This is a genomic window from Gordonia sp. G4, from assembly GCF_057770005.1.
Genome location: NZ_CM173442.1, coordinates 4,153,395 through 4,171,654 on the forward strand (window position 1 = coordinate 4,153,395; position 18,260 = coordinate 4,171,654).

Annotated in this window: 16 protein-coding genes and 1 tRNA gene; 11 read left to right on the top strand and 6 right to left on the bottom strand. The window is 69.2% G+C overall.

The window, feature by feature from the left end; genetic code table 11:
• Positions 1–105 precede the first annotated feature (105 nt).
• From AC3B5T_RS18705 to meaB, 3 genes are read left to right on the top strand one after another with little or no spacing between them, the layout of a single operon-like run.
• Positions 106–2,052, top strand: coding sequence for a methylmalonyl-CoA mutase family protein (locus tag AC3B5T_RS18705; RefSeq protein ID WP_010841053.1), 1,947 nt, complete (start codon positions 106–108; stop codon positions 2,050–2,052).
• A complete protein-coding gene (gene scpA, locus AC3B5T_RS18710) occupies positions 2,049–4,337 on the top strand; it encodes a methylmalonyl-CoA mutase (protein WP_055474598.1) in 2,289 nt (762 codons plus the stop codon). Before AC3B5T_RS18705 ends, scpA begins: the two co-directional genes overlap by 4 nt.
• Positions 4,337–5,335, top strand: a complete 999-nt coding sequence (gene meaB / locus AC3B5T_RS18715) for a methylmalonyl Co-A mutase-associated GTPase MeaB (protein WP_014926707.1) — start codon at positions 4,337–4,339, stop codon at positions 5,333–5,335. The genes scpA and meaB overlap by 1 nt, the downstream gene beginning before the upstream one ends.
• A 216-nt stretch (positions 5,336–5,551) precedes the next feature.
• On the opposite strand, the gene AC3B5T_RS18720 is transcribed toward meaB, so the two are convergent.
• Both AC3B5T_RS18720 and AC3B5T_RS18725 read right to left on the bottom strand, forming a co-directional pair.
• Positions 5,552–6,502: an LLM class F420-dependent oxidoreductase gene (locus tag AC3B5T_RS18720; RefSeq protein WP_055474597.1), complete on the bottom strand. Its 951-nt coding sequence runs from the start codon at positions 6,500–6,502 to the stop codon at positions 5,552–5,554.
• 9 nt (positions 6,503–6,511) lie between these two features.
• Positions 6,512–7,576 carry a nucleoside hydrolase gene (locus tag AC3B5T_RS18725; protein ID WP_044507899.1) on the bottom strand — a complete coding sequence of 355 codons (1,065 nt, stop codon included), beginning with the start codon at positions 7,574–7,576 and terminating at the stop codon, positions 6,512–6,514.
• 112 nt (positions 7,577–7,688) lie between these two features.
• Here AC3B5T_RS18725 and AC3B5T_RS18730 point away from each other — a divergent pair, with 112 nt between their 5' ends.
• A complete protein-coding gene (locus AC3B5T_RS18730; RefSeq protein ID WP_055474596.1) occupies positions 7,689–8,951 on the top strand; it encodes a M23 family metallopeptidase in 1,263 nt (420 codons plus the stop codon).
• A gap of 92 nt (positions 8,952–9,043) precedes the next feature.
• The gene (locus tag AC3B5T_RS18735) at positions 9,044–9,973 is read left to right on the top strand and encodes a mechanosensitive ion channel family protein (RefSeq protein ID WP_014926711.1); all 930 of its coding nucleotides are present in this window, start codon (positions 9,044–9,046) and stop codon (positions 9,971–9,973) included.
• 90 nt (positions 9,974–10,063) lie between these two features.
• On the opposite strand, the gene AC3B5T_RS18740 is transcribed toward AC3B5T_RS18735, so the two are convergent.
• Positions 10,064–10,152: transfer RNA gene (locus tag AC3B5T_RS18740), tRNA-Leu, on the bottom strand.
• A 119-nt stretch (positions 10,153–10,271) separates the two neighbouring features.
• Between AC3B5T_RS18740 and AC3B5T_RS18745 the strand changes: the two genes are divergently transcribed.
• Together AC3B5T_RS18745 and AC3B5T_RS18750 are read left to right on the top strand one after the other, a co-directional pair.
• Complete coding sequence (locus AC3B5T_RS18745) at positions 10,272–11,606, top strand: M20/M25/M40 family metallo-hydrolase (protein WP_055474595.1); 1,335 nt, start codon at positions 10,272–10,274, stop codon at positions 11,604–11,606.
• Between the two features lie 105 nt (positions 11,607–11,711).
• Positions 11,712–12,257: a YbhB/YbcL family Raf kinase inhibitor-like protein gene (locus AC3B5T_RS18750; protein ID WP_010841061.1), complete on the top strand. Its 546-nt coding sequence runs from the start codon at positions 11,712–11,714 to the stop codon at positions 12,255–12,257.
• Between the two features lie 52 nt (positions 12,258–12,309).
• Here AC3B5T_RS18750 and AC3B5T_RS18755 read toward each other — a convergent pair whose 3' ends face one another.
• The 3 genes from AC3B5T_RS18755 to AC3B5T_RS18765 are packed head-to-tail and all read right to left on the bottom strand — an operon-like array spanning position 12,310 to position 14,857.
• Positions 12,310–13,446, bottom strand: a complete 1,137-nt coding sequence (locus AC3B5T_RS18755; RefSeq protein WP_055474594.1) for a quinone-dependent dihydroorotate dehydrogenase — start codon at positions 13,444–13,446, stop codon at positions 12,310–12,312.
• Positions 13,440–13,784, bottom strand: a complete 345-nt coding sequence (locus tag AC3B5T_RS18760; RefSeq protein ID WP_055474593.1) for a DUF5703 family protein — start codon at positions 13,782–13,784, stop codon at positions 13,440–13,442. Before AC3B5T_RS18760 ends, AC3B5T_RS18755 begins: the two co-directional genes overlap by 7 nt.
• Positions 13,781–14,857: a YncE family protein gene (locus tag AC3B5T_RS18765; protein ID WP_231632628.1), complete on the bottom strand. Its 1,077-nt coding sequence runs from the start codon at positions 14,855–14,857 to the stop codon at positions 13,781–13,783. The genes AC3B5T_RS18760 and AC3B5T_RS18765 overlap by 4 nt, the downstream gene beginning before the upstream one ends.
• Positions 14,858–14,957: 100 nt before the next feature.
• On the opposite strand from AC3B5T_RS18765, the gene AC3B5T_RS18770 reads away from it, so the two are divergent.
• The 4 genes from AC3B5T_RS18770 (at position 14,958) to AC3B5T_RS18785 (ending at position 18,216) form a co-directional block, all read left to right on the top strand.
• Complete coding sequence (locus AC3B5T_RS18770) at positions 14,958–15,800, top strand: undecaprenyl-diphosphate phosphatase (RefSeq protein WP_035716968.1); 843 nt, start codon at positions 14,958–14,960, stop codon at positions 15,798–15,800.
• Positions 15,801–15,868: 68 nt separating this feature from the next.
• Complete coding sequence (locus AC3B5T_RS18775) at positions 15,869–16,630, top strand: MSMEG_4193 family putative phosphomutase (RefSeq protein ID WP_055474592.1); 762 nt, start codon at positions 15,869–15,871, stop codon at positions 16,628–16,630.
• A 25-nt stretch (positions 16,631–16,655) separates the two neighbouring features.
• Positions 16,656–17,390 carry a DUF3090 domain-containing protein gene (locus AC3B5T_RS18780; protein WP_035716969.1) on the top strand — a complete coding sequence of 245 codons (735 nt, stop codon included), beginning with the start codon at positions 16,656–16,658 and terminating at the stop codon, positions 17,388–17,390.
• Positions 17,362–18,216, top strand: coding sequence for an SCO1664 family protein (locus tag AC3B5T_RS18785; RefSeq protein WP_055474591.1), 855 nt, complete (start codon positions 17,362–17,364; stop codon positions 18,214–18,216). Before AC3B5T_RS18780 ends, AC3B5T_RS18785 begins: the two co-directional genes overlap by 29 nt.
• The last annotated feature ends 44 nt before the right edge of the window (positions 18,217–18,260 follow it).

Below are 18,260 nucleotides of genomic sequence, written 5' to 3' on the forward strand. Positions count from 1 at the left end.
CGAGTGCGCCATGTCACGCCGACCTCGACGCCGAGCCGAGCGAGCGATCGGCTAGTGTCGTCTACGCGCTCATCACAGTGCATTCACGGAGGTGTGCTTCCCCACATGCCACAGCAAACTGACCAGCCCACAACGGACCCAGAACTCGATCAGGCCTACCAGACCTGGTCCACGGCCGCGGCGGCCGTTCTGGCGAAGTCGCGACGTGTCGACGTCGACGAGCTGCCCGACACGCCCGAGGCGCTGCTCTCGACCGACACCGCCGACGGGTTGACCATCCGGCCGCTGTACACGCGTCGCGACGAGCTCGCCGAACCCGGTGTGCCCGGCCGCTTCCCGTTCGTCCGCGGCGCCGACCCCGCTCGTGACGTCACCACCGGCTGGCGCGTCACCGAGAGGTTCGGCGACGACGCGACCGCTGCGGAGGATCTCAACGAGCTCATCCTCGAGGCGATGTCCAACGGGACGAGCGGCCTCTGGCTCTCGGTGAGCAGGCCCGGTGACGGGCTCGGGGTCGCCGACCTCGCGACCGCGCTGCGCGGCGTCTACCTCGATCTGGTGCCGGTGACCCTCGACGCGGGCACCGAGGGGATCGCGGCGGCCCGCGAGCTGCTGTCCCTCAAGGAGCAGGCGCAGGCCGCACCGGTCGCCGCCGCTCCGACCGCGGCCACCGTTCATTCCTTCGGTCTGTCGCCGCTGACGGCCGCCTTCTCCGGTCGACCCACCGTCGATCCGGACGAGGCGACCGGGCTCGCGGCCTCCGGGTTGCCCGTCGGCGTGCGCACGTTCCGCGTCGACGGAAGCGACTTCGCCACCGCGGGTGCCGACAACGGCCTCGAACTGGCCCTCACGGTGGCGGCTGCGGTCGCCCATCTCCGTGACCTCACCGCGGCCGGCCTGTCGGCAGAGGCGGCGCTGGGTCAGATCACCTTCGGCGTCTCGGCCGACGACGACCAGTTCGCCACGATCGCGAAATTCCGTGCGCTGCGCAAGATCTGGGCCCGGGTGGCCGAGGTGCTCGGTGCACCCGAGGCCGGCGGCGCGCTGACCCACGGAGTGACCGACCTGTCGATGTACTCCCAGCGCGACCCGTGGGTGAACATGCTCCGCAGCACCATCGCGGCGTTCGGAGCCGGTGTCGGCGGTGCCGACCAGCTCACCGTCCTGGGTTACGACGCGACCATCCCGGCGGACAAGCGCACCTCGAGTGCGTCGTTCTCACGTCGTATCGCCCGCAACACCCAGTTGTTGCTGCTCGAGGAGTCCAACATCGGACGTGTCCTCGATCCGGCCGGCGGTTCGTGGTTCGTCGAGTCCCTCACCGACGACCTCGCGACCAACGCCTGGGCGGCGTTCACCGAGGTCGAGGCCGCCGGCGGATACCGCGCCGCGCTCGACACCGGCTGGATCGCCGAGAAGGTCGACGCCTCACTGGCACGCCGCGACACCGAGGTCGCGCATCGTCGGATCTCGGTCACCGGCGTCAACGAATTCCCCAACATCGACGAACGCGCACTGTCGGAGACGACCGGGGCGCCGGCCTCGGCGGTCACCGACGTCGTCACCGGGACGCCACGCCTCGCGCGGATCGGACGCGCCTTCGAGGCGCTGCGCGATCGTTCCGACGTCGTGCTCGCCGAGCACGGCGCGCGGCCGTCGATCCTGCTGATCCCGCTGGGCAGCGTCGCCGAACACAACGGGCGCACCACCTTCGTCGCGAACTTCCTGGGGGCCGGCGGGATCACCGTCGTCAACCCGGGCCCACTGACCGCGGACAAGGTCGGCGACGCGGTGGCCGGGGCGAACACCCCGATCGCGGTGCTCTGCGGCACCAAGGCGCGGTACGCCGAGGAGGGGCCCGCGGCACTCGCGGCCGCTCGGGCGGCCGGGCTGTCGAAGGTCTTGCTCGCCGGACCGGACCGGGAGTGGCCCGAGGGCGACGATCGGCCCGACGGTTCACTGCGGGTGGGCATCGACGCGGTGAGCACCCTCGGCGACCTCCTCGACGAGCTGGTCTCGACATCCCTGAAGACGGCGGGAGCAACGGCATGACCCAGACCGAACCCGATCTGACACAGTCGATCCCGAGTTTCGCCGGAATCGGGCTGTCATCGGAGCAGCCCGCCGCCCCGGCCGCTGCCGGAGGACCTTCCGGGTCCGCGGCCGCCGTCACCGGGGAACTGGCCTCCGCGCACGGCTACTCGGTGGACCAGGTCACCTGGAACACCCCCGAGCAGATCGACGTCACGCCGGTGTACACGCGCGCCGAACGCGACGCCGTCCTCGACGACGCCGAGCATCCGTACCCGCTCGACTCGGTTCCCGGTGCCGCGCCGTTCATCCGGGGCCCGTACCCGACGATGTACGTCAATCAGCCGTGGACCATCCGCCAGTACGCCGGCTTCTCGACCGCCGCCGAATCCAACGCCTTCTACCGACGCAACCTCGCGGCCGGGCAGAAGGGGCTGTCGGTCGCGTTCGACCTCGCCACGCATCGCGGCTACGACTCCGATCACCCGCGCGTCGCCGGTGACGTCGGCATGGCCGGTGTGGCCATCGACTCGATCCTCGACATGCGCCAGCTCTTCGACGGCATCGACCTCGGCAGCGTGTCGGTGTCGATGACGATGAACGGCGCCGTGCTGCCGATCCTCGCGCTCTACGTCGTGTCAGCCGAGGAACAGGGTGTGCCGCCCGAGAAGCTGGCCGGGACCATCCAGAACGACATCCTCAAAGAGTTCATGGTCCGCAACACCTACATCTATCCGCCGAAGCCGTCGATGCGGATCATCTCGAACATCTTCGAGTACACCAGCCAGAAGATGCCGAAGTTCAACTCGATCTCGATCTCGGGCTACCACATCCAGGAGGCCGGGGCGACGGCCGATCTGGAACTCGCCTACACCCTCGCCGACGGCGTCGAGTACATCCGGGCCGGGCTCGAGGCCGGTCTGGACATCGACAAGTTCGCCCCGCGACTGTCGTTCTTCTGGGGCATCGGCATGAACTTCTTCATGGAGGTCGCCAAGCTGCGGGCGGCACGCCTCCTGTGGAGTGAGCTGGTCGCCGACTTCGAGCCGAAGAACGCGAAATCGCTCTCGCTGCGGACACATTCGCAGACCTCGGGATGGTCGCTGACCGCCCAGGACGTGTTCAACAACGTGGCCCGCACGTGCGTGGAGGCGATGGCAGCGACCCAGGGGCACACCCAGTCGCTGCACACCAACGCCCTCGACGAGGCGATCGCGCTGCCGACGGACTTCTCCGCGCGGATCGCGCGCAACACCCAGCTGCTCCTGCAGCAGGAGTCGGGCACCACGCGGCCGATCGATCCGTGGGCCGGTTCGAACTACGTCGAGTGGCTGACCCATCAGCTCGCGCAGAAGGCGCGCAAGCACATCCGCGAGGTCGAAGAGGCCGGCGGCATGACGCAGGCGATCAACGAGGGCCTGCCGAAGCTGCGAATCGAAGAAGCCGCGGCACGCACCCAGGCACGTATCGACTCGGGCCAGCAGCCGCTGGTCGGCGTGAACAAGTACCAGGTCGCCGACGACGAGGAGATCGAGGTCCTCAAGGTCGAGAACTCCAAGGTGCGCGCCGAGCAGCTCGAGAAGCTGGACCGACTGCGCGCGGTGCGCGATTCGGCGGCGGTCGAGGCGGCCCTGGCCGATCTCACGCGCGCCGCCGCGTCGTCGGAAGGCGGCCTGGAGAACAACCTGATGGCGTTGGCCATCGAGGCCGCGCGCCATCAGGCGACGGTCGGCGAGATCTCCGAGGCGCTCGAGAAGGTCTACGGTCGGCATCAGGCGGAGATCAAGACGATCAGTGGTGTGTATCGACATGAGGCGGGTGAGGTGAGCAACATCGACGCGGCGATCGAGGCCGTGCGCCAGTTCGCCGAGGCGGAGGGCCGTCAGCCGCGTGTCCTGGTCGCGAAGATGGGTCAGGACGGGCACGACCGCGGCCAGAAGGTGATCGCGACCGCGTTCGCCGACCTCGGCTTCGACGTCGACGTGGGCCCGCTGTTCGCCACGCCCGAGGAGGTGGCCGCACAGGCCGCCGACAACGACGTGCACGTGGTGGGTGTGTCGTCGCTGGCCGCCGGACACCTGACGCTGGTTCCCGCCCTGCGGGAGGCGCTGAAGGAGGTCGGCCGCGAGGACATCATGGTGGTCGTCGGCGGCGTGATCCCGCCCGGTGACTTCGCCGAACTGTACGAGGCCGGCGCCGCCGCGATCTTCCCGCCCGGATCGGTCATCGCCGACTCGGCCGTGGAACTCATCGGCAAGCTCGCCGACACCCTCGGCCTGGAGCTGCCCGGGGCGACCGCGAACTGATGGCGGTCCAACCTCGACGTCAGATCGACGTCGACGCGCTGGCCGATGCCGTACTGGCCGATCGCCGCGCCGATCTGGCGCGCGCGATCACGCTCGTGGAGTCCAAGCGCGCCGACCATCGGGCGGCCGCCCAAGAGCTGTTGCTCAAGCTGACGCCGCACGCGGGAAAGTCGTTCCGCGTCGGCATCACCGGTGTCCCCGGCGTGGGCAAGTCGACGACGATCGAGGCGCTCGGCATGCATCTGCTGGAGCTCGGTCACAAGGTGGCGGTGCTCGCCGTCGACCCGAGTTCGACGCGCACGCGGGGCTCGATCCTCGGCGACAAGACCCGGATGGGCCGGTTGTCGACGGCGGAGAACGCCTACATCCGGCCGTCGCCGACGTCGGGCACACTCGGCGGCGTGGCCAAGGCCACCCGGGAGAGCATCGTGCTGGTCGAGGCCGCGGGGTTCGACGTGGTGCTGGTGGAGACCGTGGGCGTGGGCCAGTCCGAGGTGACGGTCGCCAACATGGTCGACACGTTCACGTTCCTCACCCTCGCCCGGACCGGAGACTCGTTGCAGGGCATCAAGAAGGGCGTGCTCGAACTCGCCGACGTGGTCGTCGTGAACAAGGCCGACGGCAAACACCTCAACGAGGCGAAGGGCGCGGCTCGCGAGCTCAAGAACGCGCTGAAGCTCATCTACCCGCACGATGCGCTGTGGATGCCACCGGTGCTCACCATGAGCGCGATCGAGAACTCCGGGGTGGACGAGTTCTGGAAGACCGTCGTACGTCACAACGAGACACTCACCGAGGCAGGGGAGTTCACCGCACGACGCAATCAGCAGCAGATCGACTGGACGTGGGCGATGGTCAACGACATCGTGCTGTCCCGGCTCGGTGACTCGCCCGCCGTCCGAGGCATCCGCGGCGAGGTCGAGCAGCAGTTGCGCGACGGATCGCTGACCCCGGCGCTCGCCGCCCAGCGGATCGTGGACGCGTTCGACGAACGCTGAGTCACTGGTCCCTGGATCGAGAGACCTGCTGAGCACCGCTCCCTGGTCCGAAAGACGTGACCCCCCTTCGCTCCCTGAGGTGCGAGGAGCGCTAGCGACGAGCCACGAAGGGTCCGGCGACTCGTCTCACCACGACCCTTCGTGGCTCGCTTCGCTCGCACCTCAGGGAGCAGTGGGTGGCTTCGCTCGCACCTCAGGGAGTAGTGGTGGCCGCGGTCAGGCAAGCAGCGGCGCGAGCGTCTCGCCGAGAAGCGAGACCCGCCCCGGCACATGGCCGTTGGCGGGTGCGTTCACGGTGACGCCGTCGACCCCGGTGGCCAGGATGTCGGCGTAGCGGGCGGCGACCTCGTCGGGGTCGCCGACGATCGTCGACCCGCGGCGCACCTCGGCCGCCGGTGTGCGCTGCAGGTAGGCCTCCAGCTCGGCATTCGCCTCGTCGTGGGTCGGAGCCACGCACGCCGACGTCTGTACGGTCACGGTGATCTCCGAGCGGTCCCGGCCGAGCCGTTCGCAGTGTTCGGCGAGGGCGTCGAGCTTGCGCGGGATGTCGGCGGGCAAGCACAGCAGGTTCGATTCGTCGGCGTACTGCGCGACCATCCGCAACGTCTTGCGTTCGCCCCCGCCGCCGATCATCACCGGGATCTTCGACAGCGGCGCCGGCACATTGAGGGCTTTCACGACCCGGTAGCGCTTGCCGTCGAGGCTTGGTGCCTCCCCGGCGAGCATGCCGAGGATGATCTGCAGCGCCTCCTCGAGACGCTCGAACCCGTCGGTGAACGTCCCGAACTCGTAGCCGAGGGAATCATGTTCCAGCTCATACCATCCCGCGCCGATGCCGAGCTGGGCCCGACCGCCGGACACGACGTCGAGTGCCGTGATCGTCTTCGCGAGCAGGGTCGGGTTGCGGTAGGTGTTTCCGGTGACCAGCGACGACAGGCGCACCGTCGAGGTGTGCTGGGCAAGAGCCGCGAGAAGGGTGTAGCACTCGATCATCGGATCGTCGGGCTCGCCCAGCATCGGCAGCTGATAGAAGTGGTCCATCACGAACACGGTGTCGAAGCCGGAGTCCTCGGCTTCGCGTGCCTGCGCGACCACGGTGGGGAACAGCTGGTCGGCGGCGACTCCGGGGTAGGTGAAGTTCGGGATCTGGTAACCGAGTCGAGTCACCCGTCCAGACTAGTCCGTGGACTTCTCCGGGGCGGTGCCGACGACCTCGGGAGCACGGCTGCGGGCGAACGCGCCGATCGTCTCGATGAGTTCGTCGAACACGGCGTCCACGTCGACGGAGGTCGCGATACGGGCGTTGGGTCCCGGCGAGGTCATCCACCGTTCGTCGGCAACGGTCATGCCCCGGGTCAGGGTGCCTGCGAGTTCGACGTCGACGCGCGCGGCGCGCGTCTGCACCGTGTCGGGGGCCAGCGCGACCAGCGCGGCGAACGGGTCGTGGAGGTGGGCGATGTAGCCCTCGTCGTGGTCGTCGTGGAATTCGAAGTAGAACCGCAGGGCGTCGACCAGGTGCCGGATCAGCTCGTTGTCGGCGACCGATCGGAGTCCGCGGTCGTCGGTTGGGTCGGGGCACTCGACGGGTGTGCTGCCGGCGGCGGCCGCGAGCCGGACCACGTGGTCGGGGGTCAGGATGACCGACTCGGTGATATCGAGTGCGCAGACGATGGGCTCGGTGGCGCCCGCGGTGCCGAACGCGGCGAACACCTCGGCGGCCGCCTCCGGATCGACGGCGACGTTCCACTCCGAGGTGGGCGTCGTGTTGCCGTGCGTGTGGAAGGCGCCGCCCATGATGACCAGACGCCGCAGACGAGCCGGTAGGCCCGGATCCCGTCGGATCGCGGTCGCCAGAGACGTGAGCGGTCCGGTCACCAGGCCGACGAGTTCGCCGTCGTGTGCCTGCGAGGCCTCGATCCAGGCGTCGGCGGCGTCGAGATGGCTGGGTGTCGTCGTCGGAGCCGGCAGCTCGGCGTGTCCGACGCCCAGCGGTCCGTGCGTGTCCTCGGTGGTCATCAGGGCGGCGACGAGGGGAGTGGCCGAACCGGTGTGGACCGGTACCTCGGTGCGACCGCACAGTTCCAGCCACGAGAGATTGTTGGCTGTGACGACGTCGACGGGCACGTTGCCTGCGGTCGACGCCACGCCGACGAGGTCGACATCGGCGCGAGCGAGCAGGTAGATCAGCGCGAGCGAGTCGTCGATTCCGGTGTCGCAGTCGAAGAACAGGCGCTGGGTCACCACACAATTGTGCCGGGTGCGGCCCGAAGGTCGGCGCGCCACCCCGCCGGGCCCCTACGCTCACCGCAGCCGGGACGAACGGTCGTCGGCCTGATGAGTCCCGGAGGAGCCGATGGCCTCGACACGACTCGCGCTGGCCGCCCTCGGCGCCGGCGCGATACTCCTGGTGAGCGCGTGCGGCACGGATTCGTCGGATCCGGACGCCTCCTCGGGCAGTGCCGCGGCCTCGTCGAGCGGCGCACCATCGGAGCCCGTCGTCACACCGGTGGTCGGTTCGGTGATGTTCGCCCCGACGCCGTTCGCCGGTTCCGACGGGAACAACCACCTCGTCTACGAGGTCTCGCTGACCAACTACATGCGCACACCGGTGACGATCGTCGGGGTGGAGGTGCTCGACGCGACCGAGGACGACGAACCGCTCCTCGTCCTCGACGAGAACGGGGTCCGCACCCGGCTCAAGCCCACCGGCGCACCGTCGGTGCCGCCGGCCCCGGGAGCACCGGAGGAGTACTCGCAGGTGCTGGCGCCGGGACAGAACGGAGTCCTCTTCCTCCATGTCGTCTTCTCGTCGGAAGCGCCGAAGCAACTCGTCCACGAGGTCTCGGTGCGCGCCGACGCGGCACCGCCGGGTATGCGGGAGGTCGACGAACGCATCGCGCCCGTCACGGTGAGCGACTCGACCGTCCCGGTCCTGGGACCCCCGCTCGTCGGCGAACGCTACATCGCCGCCGACGCGTGCTGCGACGCGGTCCGGCACACCCGCGCGATCCTCCCGCTGAACGGGTCTCCCGTCCTCGCCCAGCGCTACGCGGTGGATTGGGAGCAGGCCGACGCGGACGGAAGGATCTTCGTCGGTGACGCGAAAGACCCCGCGAGCTATCGGATCTTCGGCGACGACGTGCTCGCCGTGGCCGACGGCACGGTCGTCGCCAGTCGCAACGATCTGCCGGAGCAGACGCCGGGGTCGTTTCCCGCGGATCTGGCGATCGCAGACGCCGACGGCAACAACCTCGTTCTCGACATCGGCGACGGCTTCTATGTGAACTATGCGCACATGCAACCCGGTTCGGTGCGTTTCGCGCCGGGCGATCGCGTACGGCGCGGCGACGTCATCGGCAAGGTCGGCAACAGCGGGAACTCGGTGGCACCACACCTGCATGTGCATGTCATGAACGGACCGGAGTTCCTCGGGTCCCAGGGTGTCCCGAGTGTGACCGAGGAGTTCACCATCACCGGGCGGGTGGCCGACACCGCGGCCTTCGACGTCTCCGAGGGAACCGGGGTGCCGCTGCGGCTCGTACCCGGCGTGACGGAGAGCACACACGAGGATCAGATGATCCTCGATCAGAACATCGTCACGTTCACCGCAGGCTGACAACGGTTTCCGATCCCGCACATCCGCCCTGCCGCGCCGGCGGGGTGCCGCGGTGACTGGACAACGATGTCATCGTCCGTACGGTCGGACCCATGTCGATTCAGGACTCTGCCTTCGAATGGACGGAAACGAATCGCGAATGGCTGATCGAGAATCCCGCTCGCATCGTCGCTTACGTGATCGTCGCGTTGATCGTCCGGTTCGTCATCCACCGCTCCATCGACCGCGCCACCCGGCCACGGGCCGCCGGCGGGGAGCCGGGCCGGGGTGCGGCCCTCATGCGCGGGCTGCGCTCCAAGTCGGCATCCACCGAACGCAACGCGCAGATCGCCGCGCGGCGGGCCCAGCGGGCCGCGACGATCGGCTCGGTACTGAAATCGACGGTCTCGATCGTCTTGCTCGTCTGGGTCGTGCTGTCGGTGCTCAGCGTGCTGGGCGTCAACATCGCACCGTTCATCGCCTCGGCCGGGATCGTCGGCCTCGCAATCGGTTTCGGTGCGCAGAATCTGGTGCGCGACTTCGTGACCGGTGTGTTCATGCTGCTCGAGGACCAGTACGGCGTGGGTGACATCGTGGACCTCGGCGAGGCGGTCGGCGAGGTGGAGTCGGTGGGACTGCGTGTGACCACCCTGCGCGACATCGACGGCACCCTCTGGTACGTCCGCAACGGTGAGATCGCCCGCGTGGGCAACATGAGCCAGGAGTTCGCGGTTGCGCGCGTCGACGTCCCGGTGGCACCCGGCGCCGACATCGACAAGGCGCAGCAGGTGGCCGATGACGCGGCCCGCACCGCGATCGAGGAGGACTCGACGGACATTCTCGGACAGATCGAGATGCTCGGCGTCCAGGAGGTGTCGTCGGATCAGGTCGTCTTGCGATTGACGGTGAAGACCAAGCCGAACGGCCAGTGGGCGGTGCAGCGACGACTGCGCCGGGCGATCCTGCGGTCGTTCGTGGAGAACTCGATCGACCTGCCGTACTCGCGGGCCTGGGGGGCGCTGGCGGATTCCGTCGCGCCCTGAGGGCTGCGGCGGGACGATTGACCCGCAAGACGATCAACCCACAACGAGAAGAACCCCGGCGGTGAGCCGGGGTTCTTCTCGTTGTTCTCGTGGTGTCCGAGGGGGGACTTGAACCCCCACGTCCGTTAATAGGACACTAGCACCTCAAGCTAGCGCGTCTGCCATTCCGCCACTCGGACCTGCGTGCCGCGGTGAGTGTTCCGGCGATCTCTCGCCGGTGATCTTTCGACCGTCTCGCTGCAGCGGGATAACCCTAACCGAGGTTGCCCGTGTATCCCAAATCCCGTAGGAGTGAGGGGTGTCTACACAGTCTGCGACCGACGAAGTGGTCGATCTGGTCAGTCGATTGATCCGTTTCGACACCTCCAACACGGGCGAGCCCGAGACCACCAAGGGCGAGGAGGAGTGCGCCCGCTGGGTGGCCGAGCAGCTCGAGGAGGTGGGCTACACGACCCAGTACGTCGAATCCGGGCGGCCGGGCCGGGGCAACGTGTTCGCGCGGCTCGCCGGACCTCCGGATTCGGACCGTGGCGCACTGCTCATCCACGCCCACCTCGACGTCGTGCCCGCCGAGCCGGCCGACTGGAGTGTGCATCCGTTCTCCGGGGCCATCAAGGACGGTTACATCTGGGGTCGGGGCGCGGTCGACATGAAGGACATGGCCGGCATGGCCCTGGCGCTCGCGCGGCAGTTCAAACGGGACGGCACCGTCCCGCCCCGTGAGCTCGTGTTCGCCTTCCTCGCCGACGAGGAGGCCGGCGGGTCGTGGGGTTCGCACTGGCTCGTCGAGAACCGGCCCGACCTGTTCGAGGGCATCACCGAGGCGGTCGGCGAGGTCGGCGGCTTCTCACTCACCGTCGACCGGCCCGACGGCACGCAGCGGCGGCTCTATCTGGTCGAGACGGCCGAGAAGGGCCTCGCGTGGATGCGACTCACCGCCGAGGCCCGCGCGGGACACGGATCGTTCCTGCACGAGGAGAACGCCGTGACCGAGGTCGCCGAGGCGGTCGCTCGGATCGGACGGCACCGGTTCCCTCTGGTGATGACCGAGTCGGTGAGCCAGTTCCTGGCCGAGGTCAGCGCGGAAACGGGCCTGGGCCTGAGTCCCGAGGCGCCCGACCTGGAGACGTCGCTGTTCAAACTGGGCAATCTCGCGCGGATCATCGGCGCGACGCTCCGCGACACCGCCAATCCCACGATGCTCAAGGCCGGCTACAAGGCCAATGTCATCCCGCAGAAGGCGGAGGCGGTCATCGACTGCCGGGTGCTCCCCGGACGCCAGGCCGCCTTCGAGAAGGAGATCGACGAACTCATCGGTCCCAACGTGCGGCGCGAGTGGATCACCCATCTCGATTCCTACGAGACCACCTTCGACGGCGATCTGGTCGAGGCGATGAATGCCGCCGTCCTCGAACACGACCCGCAGGGAAAGACGGTGCCGTACATGCTCTCCGGCGGCACCGACGCCAAGGCGTTCGCGAAGCTGGGCATCCGGTGCTTCGGCTTCGCGCCGTTGCGACTACCGCCCGAACTCGATTTCGCGGCGCTGTTCCACGGCGTCGACGAGCGCGTGCCCGTCGACTCGGTTCTGTTCGGCACCAAGGTCTTCGAGCACTTTCTGCGGCACAGCTGAACCCTCACCTAGAGTGAGCAGCACGGCTTCTTCGGCGACCCTGACCTATCGGTCGGAGAATGCCCCGCACTCTTCCGACGCGCGAAACGTGAGAAAGGTGAACACATGTCGTCATTCGACCCGTACTCCCCGCTACCGAGCCTCCCCGGCTTCACCCTGACCTCGGAGAGCCTCACCGACGGGGCCGCGCTGGCCAACGGACAGGTGAGCGGGATCATGGGCGCGGGTGGCGAGGACCTCTCGCCGCAGCTGAGCTGGTCCGGGTTCCCCGCCGAGACCAAGAGTTTCGCCGTCACCGTGTACGACCCCGACGCTCCCACCGCCGCCGGGTTCTGGCACTGGGCTGTCGCCGACATCCCCGCCTCGGTCACGAGCCTCCCCGAAGGCGCAGGCGACGAGGAGGGTTCCGGGTTGCCCGAGGGCGCGGTCACCCTCAGCAACGACGCCTCGCTGCGCCGGTACATCGGTGCGGCGCCGCCGCCCGGACACGGTCCGCACCGGTACTTCGTCGTCGTGCACGCCGTCGACACCGAGTCCCTCGGTCTGCCGGAGAACGCGACGCCCGCGTACCTGGGATTCAACCTGTTCTCCCACGCGATCGCGCGCGCAACCCTCGTCGGTACCTACGAACAGCCCGGCGAGAACGTCTGACTCCGGCCATCGATGGCCCGGTGGTGCGAGACCGCCGGGCCATCGATGACCCTCAGGGCTGGTTGCGCGCCGCGCAACCGACCGCGTCGGAGATCGAGGCGAAGCCACCCGCCCGCGCCCGCTGTGCGAGGCCGGCGTGGAGCTCCGTCAACCACACCGGGCCTCCGTAGATGAAGCCGGTGTAGACCTGCAGGAGGTCGGCGCCGGCGCAGATCCGTTCCCAGGCCTGGTCGACCGTCTCGATGCCGCCGACACTGACGAGCGCGATCCGGCCGCCCACCCGGTTGTAGAGCCGGCGCAGGACGGTCAGCGAGCGCGCGGCGACCGGCGGCCCGGACAGGCCACCCGCACCGATCTCCCGGACCTCGTCCGACGAACTGCGCAGACCCTCACGACCGATCGTGGTGTTGGTGGCGACGATTCCGGCCAGGCCGAGTTCGACCGCCAGATCCGCCACGGCGTCGACGTCGTCGTCGACGAGATCGGGCGCGATCTTGAGCAGCACCGGGACGTGAACCACACCGAGTACCGCGGTCAAGATGGGCCGCAGCGAGTCCACGGCCTGCAGATCCCGCAGCCCCGGGGTGTTGGGCGAACTCACGTTGACGACGACGAAATCCGACAGGGGTCCCAGCAATTCGGCCGAGCGCCGGTAGTCGTCGATCGCGTCGTCGACCGGGACGACCTTGGTCTTGCCGATGTTGGCGCCGATGGGCACCGAGACCGGCCCCCGTCGGACATCCATCAGGTGCTGCGCGGCCTCCTCGGCACCCGGATTGTTGAAGCCCATCCGGTTGATCAGCGCACGGTCGGCGGGAAGACGGAACAGGCGCGGTGTCGGATTGCCGGGCTGCCCCTGACCGGTGATCGTGCCGATCTCGGCGAAGCCGAATCCGATCTGGCCCCAGGTGTTCACCGCACCGGCCGTCTTGTCGAACCCGGCCGCCAGACCGATCGGGGCGGGGAAGTCGACACCGAAGACCCGTGTGCGCAGGACCGGGTCGTGCTGGGCCAGCAGCTTGGCGGTCAGGAACGCCAGCGGCGGAAACCGTCCGACGACGCGCAGGACCGCGAAGACGATGTGGTGGATCCGCTCCGGATCGACGCGGAACATGATCGAGCGCAGGAGGGGGTAGCACCACCGGTTGAGGACGGGAAGTACTCCGGTGGCATTGCGGGACTTCAGCATGCGCGTGCGCTCCGGGGGTCGTGGCCGTTCTGGTCGGGGGACCGATCGTCGGCCGAGTCGTCGCTGTGGGAGCCGCGTGAACCACGCGGCGGGCGGCGCCGCTTCAGCAGCACTTTCCGGGTGCCGTCGGAGTAGAGCCGCACCCGCGACAGTTCCCAGCCGCCGAACTCGGCTTCGAGGGCCAGGCGCATCGAGGCGGTCACGCGGGTCACATCGGGTGGCAGACGCAACAGGACGCACTCGACGTCCTCCGTGGTGACCTCCCAGCCGTCCGGATAGCGGGAACCGTGCCGTGCCGTGGTGCGTCCGGGTCGCGTGCCCGACCTATCAGGACTCATTCGGCCCGCTCATCGGTGACCACCTGGAGTCCGCCGTCGCGCGCGGAGAGCACGTAGACGGTGCCCGACTCGTCGACCGCGATCCGGTCGGGCTGCACGACCGAGGCGAACCGCTGGACCTCGGTGGGTTCGCCGTCCGCCAGGTCATAGGCCACCACCTCGTTGTTGCCGGTCGTCGACACCCAGAGCCGGTCCCGGGTGTCGTCGTAGTCTACGGCGTACGGTCCGTCCGCCACCGGGTAGCGAAAGCGCATCACCAGAGGTGATCCGAAGAAGCCGAGGATCTCGCCGTCGCGCGTGTTGGCCACCAGCACCCGTCCGAACTCGTCCACGGTGGAGTTGGTCGCCCCGTTGCCCGCACGAAGAGCCGGCCCGAGTTCGCCGGAGCCGGGGTCGACGGGGGTCACCGACGACTGTGCGCGATCCAGCACGACGACCTGCCCGCCGAGTTCCCCGGCTGATTCCGGCGCGGCCGTCAGCGAGTCCACCCGGACGAACCGATCGACATCGTGCTTCTTCGCGAAGTCGGGGTCGTACACGAGAACCCGTCCGTCCGCCGTGCCGACGACGAGGAAGCCGGTCGGGGTGCGCGTCACCGCGGTCGGCTGGTCGGACTCGAGATCGCCGGTCTGGACCCGGCCCTCGGCGTCGACGACGACGAGCACACCTGGGCCGGCGCCGACATACCCGCCGTCGTCACCCTCAGCCAGGGCGACGAGGCCCGGGACGGCGATGGTCTGCGGCGGCGCGGTCACGTTTCCCGCGTCGTAGCGGAGGATCTGGTTGCCGTCGGCCGAGAGGACGGCGACGGTCCCGCCCGACGTCGCGAGCGCGCGCGCCCCGGCGGGCGCGGGGACGACGGTGCCGGCGGGCGCCGACGCCGAACTCGCCGGCGCCTCGGGTGCGGTCGCCGGCGTCACGGTCGGTACGTCCGGCGTGCCGTCGTCGGATCCGCACGCGGTGATCATGCCCACACCGATCACCAGTGCCGCCGCCGCGGCGACCGGACCGCGCAATCGCGAGACGCCCGTGCGGAACTGGTGAGGGGGCTGGGATGGTCGCGGCGAGGACATGTCCCCATCTTGCGTGACCGCATCCGAACGCCGGTCGGGAGGGTCGAGGCCGTGTCGCCAGTCGGGTCGACCGGGGCGGTCCCAAGTAGCATCGGGCGCCGTGACCGACACCATGACGTGGACCCAGTCGATCGTCCTCGGGGCGTTGCAGGGCCTCACCGAGTTCTTGCCGATCTCGTCCTCCGGACATCTCCGGATCGCCTCCGAGCTGATGTTCGGCGAGGACGCCGGCGCCTCCTTCACCGCGGTCACCCAACTCGGGACCGAGGCCGCGGTCCTCGTGTTCTTCGGCCGCGACATCATCCGCATCGTCACCGCCTGGTTCCGGGGTCTGCGCCACGCCGACGAGCGGAACGTCGACTATCGGATCGGCTGGTATGTGATCTTCGCGACCATCCCGATCGGACTGATCGGCTACCTGTTCAAAGACGAGATCCGGACCACCGGTCGCAACCTGTGGCTCGTAGCGATCATGCTCATCCTGTTCGCCGGGGTGTTCTGGCTGGCCGAACGGTACGGGCAGAAGCAACGGAACCTCGAGCAGCTGACCCTGCGCGACGGCCTCGTGATGGGCGGCGCGCAGTGCCTCGCGCTGATCCCGGGGGTGTCGCGCTCCGGCGCCACGGCGAGTGCGGGTCTGTTCCTCGGGCTCGAGCGTGAAGCCGCGTTCCGCTTCTCGTTCCTGCTGGCCATCCCCGCGGTCACCGCGTCGGGCCTGTTCAGCCTCCCCGACGCCTTCGACCCCAGCGGAGAGGGCATGCAGGCCAGCGGGGCGCAGCTGCTCGTCGCGACGCTGATCGCCTTCGTCGTCGGCTATGCCGCGATCGCCTGGCTGCTGAAATTCGTCAGCGCGCATTCGATGAACTGGTTCGGCGCCTACCGCATCGTGCTCGGCGTGACGCTGATCGTGTTGCTGTCGACGGGCGTGATCTCGGCGACATGACGCCGCGCCCGCCGCGCCGGACTCCGCGCGCCGTGCGGGCCCGCGCGGCCGGTGCCTATGGTTGTGGGATGACCGTGATCCTTCTCCGGCACGGCCGTTCGACGGCGAACACCTCGGGGGTGCTCGCCGGTCGCAGCGCCGGCGTCCATCTCGACGACCGCGGGCGCGCCCAGGCCGACGATCTTGTTCGACGCCTCGGCGACCATCTCGGCTCCATCCGGGCGGTGGCGCGGTCGCCGCTCGACCGGTGCGCCGAGACGGTCGCGCCACTGCTGGCCGCGCTGGGCACCGACGGGCAGGCGCCGCCCGAGATCGTCGTCGACGATCTCGCGGAGGTCGACTACGGCGAATGGACCGGTCGGTCGATCTCGGAACTCCTGAAGGAACCGCTGTGGAAGGTCGTGCAGCAGCAGCCCTCGGCCGCGGTGTTCCCCGACGGAGAGGGTCTGGCCGACGTCCAGGCCCGGGCCGTGCGTGCTATCCGTGAACTGGACCGGATCCATGGTGGACCCGACGGCTCCGGGGTGTGGATCGCCTGCTCGCACGGCGACGTCATCAAGTCGATCATCGCCGACGCCATGGGCACTCATCTCGACGCCTTCCAGCGCATCGTCGTCGAGCCGGCGTCGATCAGCGTGATCCGGTACGCGTCGTCGCGGCCGTACGTGCACACGGTGAACACCACCGAGAACCTGTCCATACCGAAGCCCCCGCCGCCGGCCGAGGACGGGCAGCGGTCCGCCGACGACGCGGTCGTGGGCGGCGACACCGGGGCGGACGTCGCGCCGTCGCCGAACGGGACCGCGACGATCCCGGCGACATCGGGATAATGAACCAGACGACGAAGGAGGTGTGATGTCTCGAGCCATCCATGTGTTCCGGAGCCCGGACCGCTTCGTGGCGGGCACGATCGGGCAGCCCGGTGACCGTACGTTCTACCTCCAGGCGGTCCACGAGGCCCGCATCATCAGCGTGATGCTGGAGAAGCAGCAGGTCCAGATCCTGGCGGACCGGATCGGCGCACTGCTCGACGAGATCCACCGCCGCTTCGGCACCCCGATCCCGCCGGAGACCGACCGGGTCGGCGACCTGAGTCCGTTGGTGATGCCGGTCGATGCCGAGTTCCGGGTCGGCACGATGGGTCTGGGATGGGATGCGGAGTCCGAGGCCGTGGTGGTCGAGCTGCTCGCCGTCACGGAGGGGGAGTTCGACGAGAGCGTCGTGCTCGACGACACCGACGAGGGTCCGGACGCGGTGCGGGTCTTCCTGACCACCGCGGCCGCCCGTGAGTTCGCCGCGCGGTCGTCGAAGGTGATCTCGGCGGGTCGGCAGCCGTGCCCGCTGTGCAGCGAACCGCTCGACCCCGAGGGCCACCTGTGTATCCGGACCAACGGCTACAAGCGGGATGCGGAGTTGAGCAAGTCCCTCGACTTCATCGACCCCGATGTCTTCAACAGCCTTGCTGCACAGGGCGATCCGGGCCTTGCGGTCGACGAGGACCCCTTGGGCCAAGAGGGGGGCGCACCGCCGCCCGGGGAGTCCGACGACCCCGACGAGCCCGGTGACGCCGACCCCTCCGCGCGTGACTGACGAGCCCGCGGCCGACCACGTCCTCCGCGAAGGCGAACTCACGATCCTCGGCCGGATCCCGTCGGCCAGCAATGCGACGCTCGTGTGCGACGCGGTGCTCGACACGCAGACCTCCGTGCGCTGTGTCTACAAGCCGGTGCGCGGGGAGGTCCCGCTGTGGGACTTCCCCGACGGCACCCTCGCCGGACGGGAGGTCGCGTCGTACCTGATCTCCGAAGCGCTCGGCTGGGACACCATTCCGACCACCGTGCACCGCGACGGCCCGCTCGGGCCCGGGATGGTGCAGCGCTGGGTCGAGACACCCGACAACACCGATCATCCGATCCCGGAGACCGAACCGCGGGTCGACCTCGTCGACCTGTGCCCGGTGGGTGCCGTACCCGCCGGCTACCTCGCCGTGCTCCAGGCCTACGACCCGTACGGCGACCCCGTCGTGCTGGTGCACGCCGACGACCCGCGACTTCAGCGGATGTCGGTGCTCGACGTGATCCTCAACAACGCCGACCGCAAGGGCGGGCATGTGCTGGAGGGGCTCGACGGCGGCGTCTACGGCATCGATCACGGGATCTGCCTGCACAGCGAGGACAAGCTGCGGACGGTTCTGTGGGGCTGGGCGGGGGAGCCGGTCCCCGGGCACCTCGTGGCCGACATCGCCGAGCTCGCCGAGAGTCTGGAGACCGACGGATCGGCGCTGCGCACGCAGCTCGTCGAACACATCACCCCCGACGAGGTCGAGTCGCTGGCGATCCGGGCGATCGTGGTCGCCGAGAGCGCGACCATGCCGCATCCGCCCGGCCATCGGCCGATTCCGTGGCCGCCGTTCTGAGGTGTCCGGAGACGTCCTGAGGCGGTACGGTCCGGCGGGCGCGA